Origin of the sequence: Geminocystis herdmanii PCC 6308, from assembly GCF_000332235.1 — a bacterium.
In the GTDB taxonomy this organism is placed as follows: Bacteria; Cyanobacteriota; Cyanobacteriia; order Cyanobacteriales; family Cyanobacteriaceae; genus Geminocystis; species Geminocystis herdmanii.
Window position 1 is genome coordinate 221136 of the sequence record NZ_CM001775.1, and the last position, 16962, is coordinate 238097.

General features: G+C 35.1%; 16 protein-coding genes. 8 read left to right on the forward strand and 8 right to left on the reverse strand.

The window, feature by feature from the left end:
* Window positions 1-459: 459 nt before the first annotated feature.
* The 4 genes from SYN6308_RS01205 (at window position 460) to SYN6308_RS21390 (ending at window position 4917) form a co-directional block, all read left to right on the forward strand.
* Window positions 460-2628 carry a hypothetical protein gene (locus SYN6308_RS01205; protein WP_144051367.1) on the forward strand — a complete coding sequence of 723 codons (2169 nt, stop codon included), beginning with the start codon at window positions 460-462 and terminating at the stop codon, window positions 2626-2628.
* Between the two features lie 81 nt (window positions 2629-2709).
* A complete protein-coding gene (locus SYN6308_RS01210; RefSeq protein WP_017292603.1) occupies window positions 2710-3645 on the forward strand; it encodes a TRAFAC clade GTPase domain-containing protein in 936 nt (311 codons plus the stop codon).
* A 23-nt stretch (window positions 3646-3668) separates the two neighbouring features.
* Window positions 3669-4688: a hypothetical protein gene (locus tag SYN6308_RS01215; RefSeq protein ID WP_017292604.1), complete on the forward strand. Its 1020-nt coding sequence runs from the start codon at window positions 3669-3671 to the stop codon at window positions 4686-4688.
* The gene (locus SYN6308_RS21390; RefSeq protein WP_052312581.1) at window positions 4684-4917 is read left to right on the forward strand and encodes a MoaD/ThiS family protein; all 234 of its coding nucleotides are present in this window, start codon (window positions 4684-4686) and stop codon (window positions 4915-4917) included. The genes SYN6308_RS01215 and SYN6308_RS21390 overlap by 5 nt, the downstream gene beginning before the upstream one ends.
* A 76-nt stretch (window positions 4918-4993) precedes the next feature.
* On the opposite strand, the gene clpS is transcribed toward SYN6308_RS21390, so the two are convergent.
* Together clpS and SYN6308_RS01230 are read right to left on the reverse strand one after the other, a co-directional pair.
* Complete coding sequence (gene clpS / locus SYN6308_RS01225) at window positions 4994-5284, reverse strand: ATP-dependent Clp protease adapter ClpS (protein ID WP_017292606.1); 291 nt, start codon at window positions 5282-5284, stop codon at window positions 4994-4996.
* Between the two features lie 112 nt (window positions 5285-5396).
* Window positions 5397-6653, reverse strand: a complete 1257-nt coding sequence (locus SYN6308_RS01230) for an aspartate aminotransferase family protein (RefSeq protein ID WP_026101850.1) — start codon at window positions 6651-6653, stop codon at window positions 5397-5399.
* Window positions 6654-7203: 550 nt separating this feature from the next.
* On the opposite strand from SYN6308_RS01230, the gene SYN6308_RS01235 reads away from it, so the two are divergent.
* From SYN6308_RS01235 to SYN6308_RS01250, 4 genes are all read left to right on the forward strand, one after another.
* Window positions 7204-8187: an alpha-ketoacid dehydrogenase subunit beta gene (locus SYN6308_RS01235; RefSeq protein WP_017292608.1), complete on the forward strand. Its 984-nt coding sequence runs from the start codon at window positions 7204-7206 to the stop codon at window positions 8185-8187.
* Window positions 8188-8282: 95 nt separating this feature from the next.
* Complete coding sequence (gene secD / locus SYN6308_RS01240; protein WP_017292609.1) at window positions 8283-9692, forward strand: protein translocase subunit SecD; 1410 nt, start codon at window positions 8283-8285, stop codon at window positions 9690-9692.
* A gap of 287 nt (window positions 9693-9979) precedes the next feature.
* Complete coding sequence (locus tag SYN6308_RS01245; RefSeq protein WP_017292610.1) at window positions 9980-10225, forward strand: hypothetical protein; 246 nt, start codon at window positions 9980-9982, stop codon at window positions 10223-10225.
* Window positions 10222-10641: a type II toxin-antitoxin system VapC family toxin gene (locus tag SYN6308_RS01250; RefSeq protein ID WP_017292611.1), complete on the forward strand. Its 420-nt coding sequence runs from the start codon at window positions 10222-10224 to the stop codon at window positions 10639-10641. The genes SYN6308_RS01245 and SYN6308_RS01250 overlap by 4 nt, the downstream gene beginning before the upstream one ends.
* Window positions 10642-10996: 355 nt before the next feature.
* Here the strand turns inward: SYN6308_RS01250 and SYN6308_RS01255 are convergent, their stop codons facing one another.
* The 6 genes from SYN6308_RS01255 to opcA all read right to left on the reverse strand — a co-directional run bounded on the left by SYN6308_RS01255 (window position 10997) and on the right by opcA (window position 16888).
* Window positions 10997-11554, reverse strand: a complete 558-nt coding sequence (locus tag SYN6308_RS01255) for a response regulator (RefSeq protein WP_017292612.1) — start codon at window positions 11552-11554, stop codon at window positions 10997-10999.
* A 215-nt stretch (window positions 11555-11769) separates the two neighbouring features.
* Window positions 11770-12348, reverse strand: coding sequence for a D-sedoheptulose-7-phosphate isomerase (locus SYN6308_RS01260; RefSeq protein WP_017292613.1), 579 nt, complete (start codon window positions 12346-12348; stop codon window positions 11770-11772).
* 43 nt (window positions 12349-12391) lie between these two features.
* Window positions 12392-13204 (reverse strand): squalene/phytoene synthase family protein, encoded by an 813-nt coding sequence (locus SYN6308_RS01265; RefSeq protein ID WP_017292614.1) that lies wholly within the window; start codon window positions 13202-13204, stop codon window positions 12392-12394.
* 230 nt (window positions 13205-13434) lie between these two features.
* Entirely contained in the window at window positions 13435-14271 is an 837-nt protein-coding gene (gene folP, locus SYN6308_RS01270) for a dihydropteroate synthase (protein ID WP_017292615.1), read from the reverse strand.
* Between the two features lie 259 nt (window positions 14272-14530).
* A complete protein-coding gene (gene tpiA, locus SYN6308_RS01285) occupies window positions 14531-15256 on the reverse strand; it encodes a triose-phosphate isomerase (RefSeq protein ID WP_017292617.1) in 726 nt (241 codons plus the stop codon).
* Window positions 15257-15529: 273 nt separating this feature from the next.
* On the reverse strand, window positions 15530-16888 hold the full coding sequence (gene opcA, locus SYN6308_RS01295) for a glucose-6-phosphate dehydrogenase assembly protein OpcA (protein WP_017292619.1): 1359 nt from the start codon (window positions 16886-16888) through the stop codon (window positions 15530-15532).
* Between the last annotated feature and the right edge of the window lie 74 nt (window positions 16889-16962).

A 16962-nucleotide genomic window follows, 5' to 3' on the forward strand; every position in this document is an offset into this window, starting at 1 on the left:
AAACATTTGACCTTCATTTATTTATTTTTTATTGTTAATAATATGCCTCATTAGATAGTAATGCAGATTATCTAATTACAGGAGATTTAGATTTATTAATTATTAAAGAGTTTGAGAAAACGAAAATTGTCACTTATCAAGATTTTTATAGCCTTTTTGTAGAATAAACTAACCTAAATACTATCTTCCTAGCAAAAGCCTGTATCATTTCCCCATTTAACTTTTAGAAACAATTTTGTTAAAATGCTGACATGACTAAACTAGACATCACTGAATCTCAATCCCTTGATTTTTTGGGATAAGTGCGTAACTTCTATTGGTTTCATCCCTTAACCTCCTTTCCCTACAAAATCAGTTAGGTTAATGCAAGTTACAAGTATTGGGCTAGTAATTCAAAAAAAATGAAATATTAATTAGACAAAGTCTTCTATAATATTTGATTATGAATTAATAATGGTTATGAACAAAAGTCAAAAAATCAAAGAAATAATCTCTTTGCGTCAACCCCTAGCTCAAAAATTGACGATCGTAGAAGATAACCTGAATCACTTACAGATTACTTGGCACAAACTCGAAGATTACCGTAATCAGTTACAAGCCAAAACTCAAGACGATAAAGTATTAGGTAAATTACAAGAAATCAATTTCAGTGACTCCAAAACTAAAATACAAGAATCCTTAGAAAAACTTAGTAAACTATCCAGTCGTTTCCAAAGACAAACATTAAATATAGGAGTAGTGGGACGTGCTAGACAAGGAAAAAGTCGCTTATTACAAAGTATTACGGGTTTAGGAACTGGAGAAATTCCCGACGGTAATCGTCAACACTGTACAGGTGTTCGCAGTACCATTCACCATAATCCCCATGTGGAAACCTATGGGGAAGTATATTTTTATACAGAACGCAGTTTTCTTTATGAAGTTATCTATCCCTACTATAGAGCCTTAGATTTAGGACAAAATCCTATTTCCATTCAAGATTTTGCCAATAATCCCTTACCCAGTCTAAGATTAGACGACTCTGAAAATCAAGCTAAATACGAACACTTAAAACGTTATCACGTCCATTTTTCCCAATATAGTCATCTTTTAAAATCTCCTTCCCCTCGCAATATTCGTCAAGATGAAATTCGTCAATATGTAGCCCAAGATGACAACAACGGAGAGCGTATTTATTTTAACTATTTAGCTGTTAAAGAAGTCAAAATTACTTGTCAATTTCCTAATAAAGAAGTAGGACAAATTGCTGTGGTAGATATGCCGGGGTTAGGAGATACTGGGGTTGGTGATGAAAGAAGAATGATTCAAGTCTTAGCCGAGGATATTGATTTTGTCTTGTTTGTCAAAAAGCCTAATGCTTCAGGAGCTTATTGGGAGGATGTGGATGTTAAACTTTACGATGCCGTCAACACTTCTTTGAAAGATTTACCCGTAAAATCATGGTCATTTATGGTGTTAAATCAAACTAATAAAAATTCAGATTATGGTGATAATTCTGCTAACTGTCAAGATTTAATTCAATCCATGACAGAAAAACACATTAACGTAAGTGATTGTATTATTGTTAATTGTGCGAATCCCGAAGAAGTCAACGAGAAAATTTTAGAAAAAACCCTCGATTATTTAAGTCAGAATATCAGTCAATTAGATCAAAAATATGTCACTGCATTTTATGATCAATTAGGTGATTTACAGTCAACAATTAAAGGAGAATTGCAGAAAGCAAAAGAGACTTTAAATAAAGTTGACAGTGTTGAATCTGAGTCAACATTTGATGAACTTTTTGATAATTTTTGGGATAATCTTACTAATGATTTAACAGATTTATTAGAAGATTTAAGAGAAAAAAGAAATGATCAAGATGATTATTTTAAAGAACAAGTAGAAAAAGTTTTTCAAGAGTGCCAAAAAGATGAAACTATTTTCCCTAGTCTCGAACAGATCAGAAAAAGAAAAAATAGCATTATACAAGGTGATTATCCTAGTACTTATGGTACTTATATTAATGAAATAAGAACAGGTTTATCTCGTCGTTTTCTTAATTTAGATGATGGGTTAAAAAAATCGATCGAAGAATTAAAAACAGAGATTACTAATGTTTTAACTAATCAGTGTAATTTGAAAGGTTTAAGCATGGAGAAAGGTAGTAAATTTTTGCAAGAAATAACAGATTTAATTCCTGATTCCTGTACTACTTTGAAAGAAGGTTTTACTGTTATGGGAAATTTTGAGTTATCTTATCGAGGCTTAATTCAATATCATATTCGAGAAAATTTGGACAATTTAAGACAGGATAATAGTCCATTACCGAAAGGAGGAAAAGAGCAAGATGTTTTAGATAATCTGCAAGAGTTATACAAAGAAACGATTTATCTATGTAAAAATGCCCTAGATAACAACTTTTTGCGGATACCAAGTCAAGCGGCTTTTGCCATTGTGGAGGAATTTGTCGATTTAGTTTTGAGAAGTAAAGATGCTCAAAGACAATGGCGTAAGTTTTTATTACCTTACAGAGCGGACATTTGGAGTGATACCTTTCAAATTTTGGGAGATAATACCCGTTTACGTCAACAGTGGATTCAATTAATAGAAGAAACAGAAAATATCAATTCTTCTTTACTCCAATAACTAATCATTAATTAAGGAACAAAAATTATGCTTTCAAGAATATTGTAACCCCTAATTAAAAAACAGACTCTGAAAGTGACAATGTTAGGTCATTCTGGAGTCGGGAAAACAAGTCTTTTATGTGCTATGTATGATCAATTCGATCGCATCATTGGGAAAACTAATTTACAATTAACTCCTGATGATGAAACAAAAACTATCTTAGATCAACGCTTAAAAGAATTAAAAGAATCAGCACAACAAAATAGTATTAAGGTTAGAGGAGGTATCAATAAAACGGAAACAGCGAGAACATATAATTTCGACTTGGGCAAAACAGGAAAAGTTGCTTCGATAAAATTACTTTTTCAAGACTATTCTGGTGGCGATATTTTCACAAAAAAAGAAGCGGTAATAAACTATATTCGTGATTCTGTTGCTATTCTTATTGCTATTGATACCCCAGCGTTGATGGAAAATAATAGTCAATGGCATGAGGAATTAAATCAACCTCAAATTATTTATGATTTATTTAAAAGCAGTTTTGCCGATCTCGATTCCCCTAAATTAGTTATTTTTGCACCCGTTAAATGTGAAAAATATTTACGAGACACCACTGGAGAACAACAATTGGTCACGGCAATACAAGAAAAATATAGCAACTTGCTCAGTTTTTTCCGTAGTGATGCTTTAGTTCCCTACGTTGCAACAGTTATGACACCAGTGGAAACTTTAGGCAGTGTGGATTTTTCTAGGGTAGAAGAAGATGAAAATGGTGAACCCATTTTTTATTTTCGTAAACCAGATCCCAATAAATTTTATTCACCAAACAATAGTGATCAACCCTTACGTTATCTACTCAGATTTTTATTAAAACTTCATCTACAAAAACGTAAAATGTCTTTTCTAGAATTAATTTTTGTGATGCTCGATCAAGATAAAACTTTTCTCAATGCCATGAGTGAATTTTCTAATGGTTGCAAAAATAATGGTGCTTTTACAATTTTTCAAGGTGCAAATTTATTAACAATTAATTAAATAGAAATAGAAAAATAATTATTATGGATATTTTTGTTAAAACAAGTAACAAGTCAAAAGATTATAAATGGTTCAATGCTGAAAATAGTCAAATACAATTTCCGAGTATTTCTAATCCTAATCAATTGGAAAAATTAGTGGATACTGAATTTGAATCTCTGGTTTTATACCGTGAATCAAGGCAATTAATTCTGGCAATAACTGCTTTAAAAAGTGGTAGAACTGATAATCGTACTCGCCCTATTCGTAACTCTTTAATTTGGATTGCTGATAATGATGATGAAGCAAAAATTAGAGCAATTATTTATGAATATTTAACTGCTAAAGATGAATTAGAAAGCAAAGTTGCTAAAGCCATTACTGAGACACCAGAAATTAAGATTGATTATCAAAAAATTAAGAGTGTTGGTGATGAAACTAAAGTAAAAAGAGCTTCTTTACCACAATCTAATTTAGCTTATAAAATTGGGAATTTAGCTCAATATAAACAAGATTTAAGTAAAGAAATTGAGCAATATAATTTACCGAAAAATGAAGGTTTATTAATCTTGATTACTGACAGTAAATCAAAAGAAATTGTTGAGGAATTGAAGCCTTGGCGTGGATTATCTAGTAAAATTTATGGCGGAGAATGGATTATTTTAGAAAAAAAGTCACAATCATCGACATCATCAAAATCATCAAAGAATTATTCCACAAATAACAATTCCAACGGATTATTCATCAACGGATTATCGATCGTATTAGCAATAGTCTTAATCGTAAGTAATATTTTCTGGTTTTATCAAATTAATGAATTAAAACAAAAAATCAATCAAATTGAAAATTTACAATCAGTAATTGATAAATCAAAAGCTGATGTAGAAAGACTAACAACCAATTTAGAAACTGATATTAATACTGCTAAAGATAAATTTGAGAAGGCATTTATAGAAGCAAAAAAACAATTTAATAAAGATATTTCTGGTGCAACTACTAAATACAAAACTGAAATGACAAAAGTAAAACAAAATTTAAGTGATAGTGTGCAAAAACTGAATTAAAGTTCAAAGTTCGATCGAATGTAGTGCAACTAATGTTCAAGAATTGATTGATGCCTTAGAAGCGAATTGCCCCGGAATTAAAGCTCGTTTATGTGACGAACAAGGTGCACCTCGTCGCTTCCTCAATTTCTATGTTAATAGTGAGGATATTCGCTTTTTAGATAATGTGGCAACTCCTTTAACCGATGGTGATGAAGTTAGTATTGTACCTGCGGTTGCTGGGGGCTAAATTTAACTAAATCATATTATATTTTATCATAGGGTGGGCATTGCCCACCCTACAACGTAAGTTCAGTTATGTTATCTTATTCCGCAGGTTCGATCGTGCTTGTTAAACCGTGACTTTTTAAAGTTTCACAGTAAAATTCTGCGTGTTCTAAAGCACAGGTAGTCACTAAGCCAATACCGTTAGTATGGGTTTCCATCATGACGCTAACGGCTTGAGGTTCATTCATGCCGACAGTTTCCATTAATACTTGCACTACATATTCCATACTATTAAAACTGTCGTTGTGTAACAATACTCTGTAACCTGAGTCATGTTTGCGTTTAGTTGCTGATTTTTCTGTAGGTTTATCAATTACTTGAGTTCCCATAAAATTTAATTACCTCCTTTATAAAAGTTTATAAAGATTATTTTAACGATTAACATAAGCAAAATTTATTGGGTTTTAGAAAAAAACCATTAACAATCAGGGAATAAAATCCCTAGATTACTAAAGAAGCGATCGTACTCTCTAAAATTTCACTAGCTCGATCGATTTCTTCAGCTGAGACAATAAGAGGTGGTACAAAACGCAATACTTTTGGACCTGCTGGAGCTAATAATAAACCATTTTCCATAGCTTTTTTGACAATATCCACAGAGGTTAAATCAAAATCCCTTTCGATTTCAATACCATCGATTAATCCCCAGCCTCTTACTTCTGAGAATATTTTAGGATATTTTGAGACGATCGATCTTAATTTCGTGCGTAATTGTTCTCCTCTAGCTTGAACATTTTGAAGGATATTATCTTTTTCCAGAGTCTGTAAAACCGCTAAACCCGCTGCACAAACGAAAGGATTACCGCCAAAAGTACTGGCATGATTACCCGGCTCAAAAACATCACAGGAAGCCTTACACATCATCGCACCAATGGGAATACCACCTGCTAAACCTTTGGCTGAGGTGAAAATATCCGGCTCAACTCCCAAATTTTCATGCCCCCACATTTTACCCGTTCTACCGACTCCTGTTTGTACTTCATCAAATACTAATAAAATACCCGTATCATCGCAAATTTTGCGTAACCGTAGGAAATAATCTAAATCACCGGGGATGACTCCTCCTTCTCCTTGTAGTGGTTCAATCATGATTGCGGCTACTCTTCGATCGCCCTCATCGATATTCGTAATCGCTTCTTCGATGGCGATAATATCATTATAGGGAACATACTCGAAACCCGGAACGAGAGGCTCAAAATGTTTTTGATATTTAGGTTGCCCTGTCGCCGTAACGGTTGCCAATGTGCGTCCATGAAAACTCGATTTAGCGGTAAGAATCACAGGTTGTTCTAAAAATTCTAGTACGGTATGGGCATATTTACGCACTAATTTTATAGCGGCTTCGTTGGCTTCTGCACCAGAATTACAGAAAAATACCTTATCAGCGCAGGAATGTTCGACAATCCATTTTGCTAACTGTCCTTGTTGTTCTGTATAGTAAAAGTTAGATATATGGTGTAACTGCTGAATTTGTTTGGTTACGGCTTCTACTAAGGCAGGATGTGCATGACCAAGAGTACAGGTTGCAATACCTGCGACAAAGTCGAGATATTCTTTTCCTTCGGTATCCCATAATTTACAACCCTTACCCTTTTCGATCGTAATGGGAAAACGCCCGTAAGTGTTCATTACATAGGTGTTGAATGTATCTCGATCGAAACCAGTATTTATAGTCGATTCTAATATTGCTGTGTTCACAAATTTACTCCTGATTTTCTATCTAAGGGAAAATAATTAATTCCTTTAAGATTGACAATTATCTTTTATTCTGTCATATTCAACCCCTTTCCATGATTAATATGAAGAAATGCAGACAATTAAGCCTCCACAAAAGATTTTTAATAAGTTCGTAGTAAGGGTTTTAACCCTTAACCACCTTAGTTCGATGCAAGAATGTTTGATAAGGGCAGGTTTCAGGTTGCAGGTTGCAGGTTTCAGGTGTAATTTTCAGAAGATTATATAATTCGATCAAAGAATTGAAGATAAAAAAATCAATTAGGATATATTTTTTGTGAATTCTTTAACCCTTTCCGATACCCTTTCCGCAACCTTTACAGCACCAAAAATTTTATGATTCACTCAGGTTTAACCCTTATTCCAGAAAATGTGGTTGATGTCTAATGGCTAAAGCCATCACTACAAACTTCTTTTGATAATCGATTATTCATCCCTAGTTAAACTCTCATGGATTGAGGGAAAAAAATGATAAGATAATTTTTGCTATAGCTAGTAATATTAAAGGAAATAAATGGCAGAAACATTGATGTTTAATGCTTTGCGTCAAGCCATAGACGAAGAAATGGCAAGGGATGACAAAGTTTTTGTATTAGGAGAAGACGTTGGGCAGTACGGCGGTTCATATAAAGTAACTAAAGGTTTATATGAAAAATACGGCGAATTTAGAGTATTAGACACCCCCATCGCCGAAAATAGCTTTACAGGAATGGCAGTGGGTGCCGCCATGGCAGGATTACGCCCCATTATCGAAGGGATGAATATGGGTTTTCTCTTACTTGCCTTTAATCAAATTGCCAATAATGCAGGAATGATGCGTTATACTTCGGGGGGAAATTATAAAATTCCTACTGTAATTCGAGGACCCGGAGGTGTGGGGCGACAATTGGGGGCTGAACATTCTCAACGTTTAGAGGCTTATTTTCAAGCTGTACCCGGTTTAAAAATTGTTGCCTGTTCGACGGCTTATAATGCTAAAGGTTTATTAAAATCTGCTATTAGAGACGATAATCCTGTATTATTTTTTGAACACGTTTTACTCTATAACCACAAAGAAAATCTACCTGATTACGAATATACCGTTCCTTTAAACAAAGCGGAAATAGTGCGTAAAGGAAAAGATGTCACTATTTTGACTTATTCTCGGATGAGACATCATTGTACCCAAGCGTTAAAACAAATCGAAAAAGATGGATATGATCCTGAAATCATTGATTTAATTTCCCTCAAACCTTTAGATATGGAGACAATTGGGGAGTCTATCCGCAAAACCCATAAAGTGATCATTGTGGAAGAGTGTATGAAAACGGGAGGTATCGCTGCGGAATTAACGGCATCGATTAATGATCAATTATTTGATGAGTTAGATGGGCCTGTGGTGCGTTTATCTTCTCAAGATATTCCTACTCCTTATAATGGTACTTTAGAAAGATTGACGATCGTACAACCGGAGCAAATCGTTGATGCTGTGCGTAAAATCATGACGAATAAAATCTAAATAATTAACAATTAACAATTAACAATTAACAATGAATAATTAACAATGCAACGGATAATATACACAGAAATAATCATTATTTATTATAAATTTTAATGGAAAAACAAAGAGCTTTTATTATTTTAATCATTGTTTTAATTGCCACTTCGATCGTAACTTTGATAAATTTGCCCTTACAATTAGGGTTAGATTTACGAGGAGGATCACAATTAACCATACAATTACAAACTACTCCCGAAGTGCCAGAAATTACCACTGAGAAACTAGAAGGAGTACGCACGGTTATTGATAATCGAGTCAATGGTTTAGGGGTATCAGAAGCGGTGGTGCAAAGTGTGGGAAACGATCGAATTTTAGTACAGTTACCCGGTGTAAATGATCCCCAAGAAGCGGAAAGAGTCTTAGGGGGTACAGCTCAATTAGATTTTCGTACCGAAACCGACAACCCCGAAATTCAAGCTCAATATCAAATTAGACAACAAGAATTAGGAGAGTTAGTTTTTCAAGCTCAATTATTGCAAGGAGAAGAATTAACCGCCCAAGAGGCTAAAATTGAGGCAAAACGAGCTGAAATAGCCGAATTATCAGAACAGTTATACACAAAAAGCGAATTAAATGGGGAAAAACTGAAAACCGCCGGTTATCAACCGACTCAACAGGGTACAGACTGGGAAGTAATCCTCGAATTTAATGACGAAGGAGGCAAATTATTTGCTGAATTAACTAAAAGTATCGCAGGTACAGGACGTACTTTAGGTATTTTTCTCGATAATAGATTAATTAGCGCTCCCGGTGTCAGTGCTGAATATGCTAGTACAGGAATTATGGGGGGTAGAGCAACGATTTCTGGTGGAGGAGGCTATACCCTCGAACAAGCTAGAGAATTAGCCCTACAATTAGAAGGAGGCGCTTTACCTTTACCCGTGAAAATTGTCGAAAATCGTACCGTTGGAGCAACTTTAGGACAAGATAGTATTCGTAGAAGTATTATTGCAGGACTTTCTGGTTTAGTGCTGGTTTTAATCTTTATGGCTATTTATTATCGTTTACCGGGGATTATTGCCGATTTATCTTTAATTATCTATGCCATCCTTAACTTAGCTTGTTTTTCGATCGCAGGAGTAACGTTAACTTTACCCGGTATTGCAGGTTTTCTCCTGAGTATTGGTATGGCGGTAGATGCCAACGTGTTAATTTTTGAACGGACAAGGGAAGAATTAAGAGACGGAAAAACCCTCTATCGATCGGTCGAATCGGGCTTTTATCGTGCATTTGGCAGTATTTTAGATGGTAACGTCACTACCTTAATCGCTTGTATTGCTTTATTCTGGTTAGGTTCAGGTTTAGTCAAGGGTTTTGCTTTAACTTTAGGTATTGGTGTTGTCGTCAGTATGTTCACTGCGTTAACTTGTACTCGTACTTTTATGCTAATTACCGTACTAGGCTTTCCCAATATTCGTCAACGTCCCGAATTATTCTGTCCTAATCTTAAGCCGATCGAATAAACTTAGTCATTGTCTCTCCAATCATTTCGATCGAGACGTAAAATTTTACGTCTCAAGTGTTAGGTTAAAGAATTGAGAAGAAACTTATGTTTATTGATTTTCTTCTTTTTTTTGTACAAGAAAGAGTCTTCAATAATTATGATTGTTTCACTGTGGAACGGGCATCCTGCCCGTATGTTAGGAGATGTCTAATACACTAATAAAAAATCCTTCATGCTTTCCTTGTCTCTCTTTGTTTTTAACTTATAATATTTTTGTTATTCTAATATTTATATATTTAAAGAATCATGGAAACTTTTATTAATTTCAACCAAGAAAATCAGGAAAAACTCCAATATATTCAAGAAAAGACTAATCAAAATATAGAGTCTTCAATCATTACAGCTATTGAAATTTATTTTAAACAAATAAAAGCTCAAGAAGATCCCCTCGCACGACTCAAACAAAGTCCTTTAATTGCTAGTTTTGAAGGGGATGCTAATTTATCGGAAAAGTGTGAAGAAATTTTCCGTCATTCCCTAGAAAATAAATGATTATTGCAGATACGGGGTTTTTTTTAGCTTTATTCAACCTTAATGACAAATATCACTTAAAAGCTCGAAATATTTTATACAGTCTTAGTGAATCTTTAATTACCACCCATCCAGTAATTACAGAAACTTGCTATTTACTTGTGACTAGGGGAGGAGGAATTAAGCAAGAATGTCAATTTTTAAAAGATGTAGCCGATGAAGCATTTAAAATTTTTGAGTTCAATCCTCAACATTTCCATAGAATGGCATTACTAATTAGTCAATATCAAAATTTGCCGATGGATTATGCCGATGCTTCTTTGGTGGTTTTAGCTGAAGAATTAAAGGAAAGAAGAATTCTTACTACTGATTTTCGAGATTTTTCAGTTTATCGTTGGAATAATATTAATACTTTTGAAAATTTACTTCTAATATAACCGATTATTGCCTCAAACTTATACAATAGACTTCTCCAAAAATCATGATTGTCAATCAGAGATCATTAAAAACATAACTTGGATTGATAAAAAGTTTATCAAAATTAATTTTATTTTTCATTATGGTCGATGTCTATTGATTTTCTTATTTTTTTGTACAAGAGTTTATTGACTGATAAATCAATGTTTGAGGGTTTTAAACCTGAAACCTAACCTAGTAAAAATTACCCTTTTAATCAGTGCTTAACGTCAGTTAGGTATCAAAAATTTAATTTTTCCAAAAGTATAAAAGTAGCTTTATTTCTTTTTGCCGATCCTTATCTATATCTATAAATAAAGGTATTGTCTGAAAATTTTATTGTAATTTTTTCTTCACAAAAGACATAACCTGATTGAGTTGTTTTTTCAATTGCGCAACTTCAGATTCTAAATGAGCTACTTTTGCTTGTAATTGTTCCAATTCTATACCTCCTGAAGTTCCTCCCATGGTGGGAGTATCAGTTGGGGTACTAGCCATTAATTTAACCAATTTCTTGGATTTTTCCATGGACTCTCGGATACCGTGAATCAACTGTTTTTGATCAAAGGGTTTTTCTAAGAAAGAGAAAAATTCAAAAGGTTCGGGAATTTTATCAGTTACTTCATCTTTCCTACCTGACATCATTAAAAGAGGAATAGCTTTTAATCGAGCATCTTTTTGTATTTCTTGGTAAACTTCCCAACCGCTCATTTTTGGTAGAAAAAAATCTAACATGATCAAATTAGGATTACAACTGTGGATTAATTCCATGCCTAGAAGTCCGTCTTTGGCTTCCACTATGTCAAACTTAAATTTTTCTGGTGGTAGCATCTCTTTAACAGTTTTTCTAATAACCAGACTGTCATCAATAAGTAAAATTTTGTGATTTGCCACAATCAAACTCCTTGCAAAAAAAATAAGACTTTAATGGTATTTAGTATAGTAAAACTTTGGTAACTTTCTTTGACGAAATTTCCATAACTTTATTTTTCATCCACATAAATAATGCTAAGTAAACCTGAGTAAACCATACAAATAGATGAGATGATGAATGACTTGGAAGACTTGGAAGACTCCGAAGACAGGGAGATTATATTTTGCATCAGTACTTAGTTAAATGGGTTTTTGTTTTGAAATAACTCTATTTCTACTTGCTCACAAATACGATGATAAGATATTAAGTGTATCTCTTGAACATAGGGGGTATTTTTTTCAGAGACAAAGAGGGGATAATCAATTAAGTCACCCATTATGCCACCATCGTTACCCGCCATGCCAATGGTAATTAAACCTTGTTCTTTAGCGGTTTTTAAGGCATAAATAACATTACGGGATTTTCCTGATGTGGACAATACCCATAACATATCTCCTGTTTTGCCAAAACATTCTACTTGACGTGAAAAAATGGTGGCAAATTCATGATCATTACTCCAAGCGGTGAGGGTAGCAGGATTTGTGCCGAGGGCGATGGCTGGTAATCCGGGTCGATCGAACTGAAACCGTCCGACAAACTCAGCGGCAATGTGTTGAGCATCTGCGGCTGAACCACCATTGCCACAAATAAAAAGAGTGTGTCCTGCTTGAAAACGACGAGCTACTTCTTGACTAACTCGATCTATCGATCGACAATATTCTTCATTAAAGGCGTTTTCAAGACATTTTAAACGTTCTTGTATCCAATGATTCAATCTTTTCCTCCTGATTTGAGATAATCACAAAATTCGATCATTTTTAACTGCAAACTTGAGAAACCAAAGCCATAACATCCGTACGGGTAAGTTTTGGTTTTCCTAAAATCAGCACTTCTAAGGTAGCATGAGCAAGGGTTAAAGGTATCTGACAAAATTGTAAAGCCGGTCCTTTGGGTAAAGATTTGGTATAAGAATCCGCTAAACTGAGATTATAACGCGCATATTTGTGCATATCTTCTAATTGCCAACCTTCAGGAAAAAAACTAACGCCTCTTATTTTATCTTCTTGATGATTCCGCAGAATATTAACTGCCTGTAAACCTCTGCCAAAACCGATGGCTTGTTCTCTATTGGTTTGAGTATTATCATACCATCCCCATAAATCCGATAATAATAAACCTACTGCACCAGCGACACTAAAAGTATATTGATCTAAATGGGATTTTGTTTTTATTCTCCAGTTATTATCCGCCCAATAAGCCATTCTATCCGCCATGGCTGCGGTGGCATCCCAAATTCTGGGGGCAATACTAAGAGGTGCTAATAACGCCCATTCTCCAAATCGATAACTCACTTCAGGAATTAAATGTTGGTAGTTTTTCACAGTGTTTGCCATATCTTCGATCGTGCTATTTTCATGACCTGATTGTAATGCCAAACTCATATTTTTCAAAATTTGAACTTTTATACCACTGTCAATATTGGGATGATCTTCGATTTCATCTATAGCCCTCATACATAAGTAAGCAGAAGTAACGGCTTCTTGCAGACCTTTAGGTAAACGAGAAATAGGGATATAAAAAGTACGACTGGTTTCTTTGAGAGTTTTTAAGGCATCTTTCTGCAAATTCATTGATATTCACTCCTCAAGTCCATTAAACGGGACAATACTAATACTGTTTAGGTAATCTTAACCGAATCTTCTCTCAATAGCATGAAAAATTTTTCTATTTTGTCAAAGGAATTTCGATCGAATATTGGTTTTAGAGAACAAAACGAAACAACATTTTACAATAAGTAGGGGTTGTTAAAAAAAATTTTTGCTATGGACACAGGAGTGGAGAGAGAAGATAAATACTGAAGTTATATTATAGCATCGGTGACTCTAGCTACATCATACATTTCTTTTACATCATGAACTCTTAAAATATTTGCCCCTTGAGTAATCCCATAGCTACAAGTCGCCGCCGTTCCCCAAATTCTGTCTTGAGGATTTTCTTGGTTTAAAATTTTACCGATAAAACTCTTACGAGATGTACCAATTAAAATAGGAAAACCTAATGTTTTAAGCTCTTGAATATTTCTTAAAATTTCTAAGTTTTGTTCATAGGTTTTGGCAAAACCGATACCCGGATCGAGGATAATATATTCTTTTTTGATTCCTAGATCGAGGGCTTCTTTAATTACTCCTTGAAAAAATAGCTTAATTTCTCCGATTAAATCTTGATAATCTGTAAGATTTTGCATGGTTTCAGGAGTGCCTTTTATGTGCATTAAAATAATTGGTACTTGCAATTTTGCCACCGTTGACAACATAGTGCGATCGAACGTACCACTTGAAATATCATTAACTATATCTGCCCCCATCTCTATAGCTTCTTGTGCTACTGTTGCTCTAGTGGTATCGATCGAAATAGGTGTATCAGAAAGCTCTCGTATTGCCTTGATAATCGGGATAACCCGTTGTAATTCTTCATCTAGGGAAATTTGTTTAGCTCCGGGGCGTGTGGATTGTCCACCAATATCGATTATATCAGCACCTCGATCGATCATAGTTAAAGCGTGTTTTATGGCAGTTTCCCGATGATTAAACTGCCCACCATCACTAAAACTATCAGGGGTAACATTCAAAATCCCCATTAAATAGGTACGACTTTCCCAGATAAAACGATGATGGCGGATAGTTAAAAAATCACACATAAAATTAATGGAGAATGGAGAATGGAGAATGGAGAATGGAGAATGGAGAATGGAGAATGGAGAATGGAGAATTAAGAATTGAGAGTCAAGAAAGGATAAGTAGGTAGAGGTTGACACAATTTCTATTAGTTTCACAATCTACAATCTATTGTCTGAAACCCTCGTAGAGAAGTTGCATGCAACGTCTCTACCTTAAATGTGGTTGAAGTCTATTGTGCATCTATCTGTACTTATTTTGTTAATTGTTAATTATTAATTATTATTTGTAGTTGACTAAACGGGCAAAACTAGAAGCCTCAAGACTTGCACCCCCAACTAATGCACCATCAATGTCAGGTTGTGCCATAATTTCATCAACATTACTAGGATTGACTGAACCACCATACTGTATAGTTACATTTTTATTAGTTAGCTGAGAGCGTATTAAAGCAATGACTCTATTTGCTTCTGTAGCTTCGCAAGTATCACCAGTGCCGATCGCCCAAATAGGTTCATAAGCGATAACAAGATTACTTTGATCTACATTAACTAAACCTTTTTGTAACTGATTAATAATAACATTTTCTGTTTCTCCTGCGTCCCGTTGTGCTTTACTTTCACCCACACAAAGAATTGGAGTTAAATTATATTTTTGTGTCGCTAATAAACGACTATTAACGGTTTCATCGGTTTCTCCAAAATATTGACGGCGCTCACTATGACCAACTATGACATAATTCATGCCTATTTCTGATAACATAGCTCCTGAAATTTCACCAGTAAACGCACCTTGATCAGCCCAATGGATATTTTGAGCACCTAGTTTGACTCGACTACCGTGTAAATTTTTCGACATAAAATTTAAACTGGTGAAAGGTACACATAAAACCACCTCTCTAGTTTCTGCTGTATCTTCTAAATGGGGCAAAAAAGCCTGTAAAAATTCAAGAGACTCCCCTTGAGTCTTGTGCATTTTCCAGTTACCCGCAATTATAATTTTTCGCACTTTTACTCCTAATTTCTTCTATTTTGTTAATATATACTGCTCCTATGCTCTGATGAATCAAATCTGGACACTATTTAATGAGCATAAGTATCAAACATATCATCTTATGATCGATCGGTCTTTTAGGCAATTAGGGGTGGCTGAAAATTTTTTTGGTGATGATGGGAAAAGGAGAGTTGGAGAGTTGAGGAATTGGGAAGATTGTTAAAACTAGAAGACTCGGAGATTAGGAGACTCGGAAATAATTAATTATTAATTGTTAATTTTTAATTCTTAATTCTTAATCAAGTTAAGAATTTGAGTCGTGATTTCCATACTTTCTTGATAAAGAACATCTTTACCCCAACGCTGTAATTGTTGACTTAGTAAAGTTTCAGTGCTTTGATCTGCTAATGATGTTACTTGTTGAATACGACAGGATTGAGCGCCTCCTCCTGCTTCCATGCGCATACAGCCCGTAGTTTCAGAACATAAAACAGTACAACAATCGGCGTTAAGGTTAGTGGAGGTTAGTTTTAAGCTGATTAAATCCCCTAAGACTTCGCCCCAGTCAGCAATGGGTACTCCTGCTAATTCGGCGGTGATGTGTTTGCCTTCTGGACTAATTAATTTAACGGTGGTAATGTTATAGTCTCCTTCCTCATAGCCATATTCGACAGGTAGCCAATTTAAACGACTGGCTAACCATCCTAAAAACATCAAGGCTTGAGAGGCGTTGCCTTTTTCATAGTCGATCGTAACTTGATCTACTTCCCAAATAGCACTTCGACGTTCAGGAGGATCAAATGCTTCGGCTGTCAACTCTTGCCATGGCGACAATCTAGCCCAATTGAGATCAATTAATGGTATATCCTTATTTAATAATTGACCAATTTTGAGTAATTCTGCTTCTGGTTGAACAAAAGTACTAGAATCGATGATGAGTCGATCGCAATTACTAACTAACCTTTGAAAGAGGGGATAATCTTCATCAATTCCAGCTTTCCACCAGATGAATTTTGGTAAGTCTGGAATCATCAACTCAGAAATTACACCCCCAACCCGTTCAAATGCCTCTGATACTCCCGTCACGGTGATATATTCGCAACAGATCAAACTATTAGCTGAACGTTTATTCACAGGGCAATAGGCAGATACTTGGGCTTTGACTCCTTCATCTTCCCCCGTAGTGGGACAAAGGGTGACAATACGACAAGGGTTAATAGATGCGATCGCATCTGCCATACCTGCGCCTTCCATATCGGGAGAATACTGTTTAATAGACGCTAATTCTGCTAAATCGATGTCACCTTTAGCTTGTTTTGCTTCAAATTCTGCCCTCAATTTAGCTAATAACTCAGGGGTTGAAAGTCCTGTTACTTCTAAACCGTAGGCTTTTTGAGCCGCTTTAATCGCAGAAGTGGTACGAGGTCCTCCAATACCATCTACAGGACCAGTATAAAAACCTAGGGAGGCTAGTAGTGGCTGTGTAGCTTCAGGCTCATAAACTAAAAAGCTAAAAGTAGAAGCCCTAGTGGCGGCTAAACCGTCTCCCACTCCGCTATAATTTTGCCAAATGTCATGTAATTCTCGATCGATGTAGTCTAAATTTACATCTTTGGGTGCTTGTAATGATACTAATGGTGTTGTCATGGTTTTTAGTTGTATTAAAAAATTTTATGGTGTGGAAGAGAGGGGGAGAGGGGGAAGAGGGGGAAGAGGGGGGA

Excerpts from the sequence above, each read along its gene's own strand:
- SYN6308_RS01215 (WP_017292604.1), top strand. The coding sequence starts at position 3,669 with ATGGATATTTTTGTTAAAACAAGTAACAAGTCAAAAGATTATAAATGG.
- SYN6308_RS01265 (WP_017292614.1), bottom strand. The coding sequence starts at position 13,204 with ATGAATTTGCAGAAAGATGCCTTAAAAACTCTCAAAGAAACCAGTCGT.
- SYN6308_RS01235 (WP_017292608.1), top strand. The coding sequence starts at position 7,204 with ATGGCAGAAACATTGATGTTTAATGCTTTGCGTCAAGCCATAGACGAA.
- SYN6308_RS01205 (WP_144051367.1), top strand. The coding sequence starts at position 460 with ATGAACAAAAGTCAAAAAATCAAAGAAATAATCTCTTTGCGTCAACCC.
- SYN6308_RS01210 (WP_017292603.1), top strand. The coding sequence starts at position 2,710 with ATGTTAGGTCATTCTGGAGTCGGGAAAACAAGTCTTTTATGTGCTATG.
- secD (WP_017292609.1), top strand. The coding sequence starts at position 8,283 with ATGGAAAAACAAAGAGCTTTTATTATTTTAATCATTGTTTTAATTGCC.
- SYN6308_RS01245 (WP_017292610.1), top strand. The coding sequence starts at position 9,980 with ATGGAAACTTTTATTAATTTCAACCAAGAAAATCAGGAAAAACTCCAA.
- opcA (WP_017292619.1), bottom strand. The coding sequence starts at position 16,888 with ATGACAACACCATTAGTATCATTACAAGCACCCAAAGATGTAAATTTA.
- folP (WP_017292615.1), bottom strand. The coding sequence starts at position 14,271 with ATGTGTGATTTTTTAACTATCCGCCATCATCGTTTTATCTGGGAAAGT.
- clpS (WP_017292606.1), bottom strand. The coding sequence starts at position 5,284 with ATGGGAACTCAAGTAATTGATAAACCTACAGAAAAATCAGCAACTAAA.
- SYN6308_RS01250 (WP_017292611.1), top strand. The coding sequence starts at position 10,222 with ATGATTATTGCAGATACGGGGTTTTTTTTAGCTTTATTCAACCTTAAT.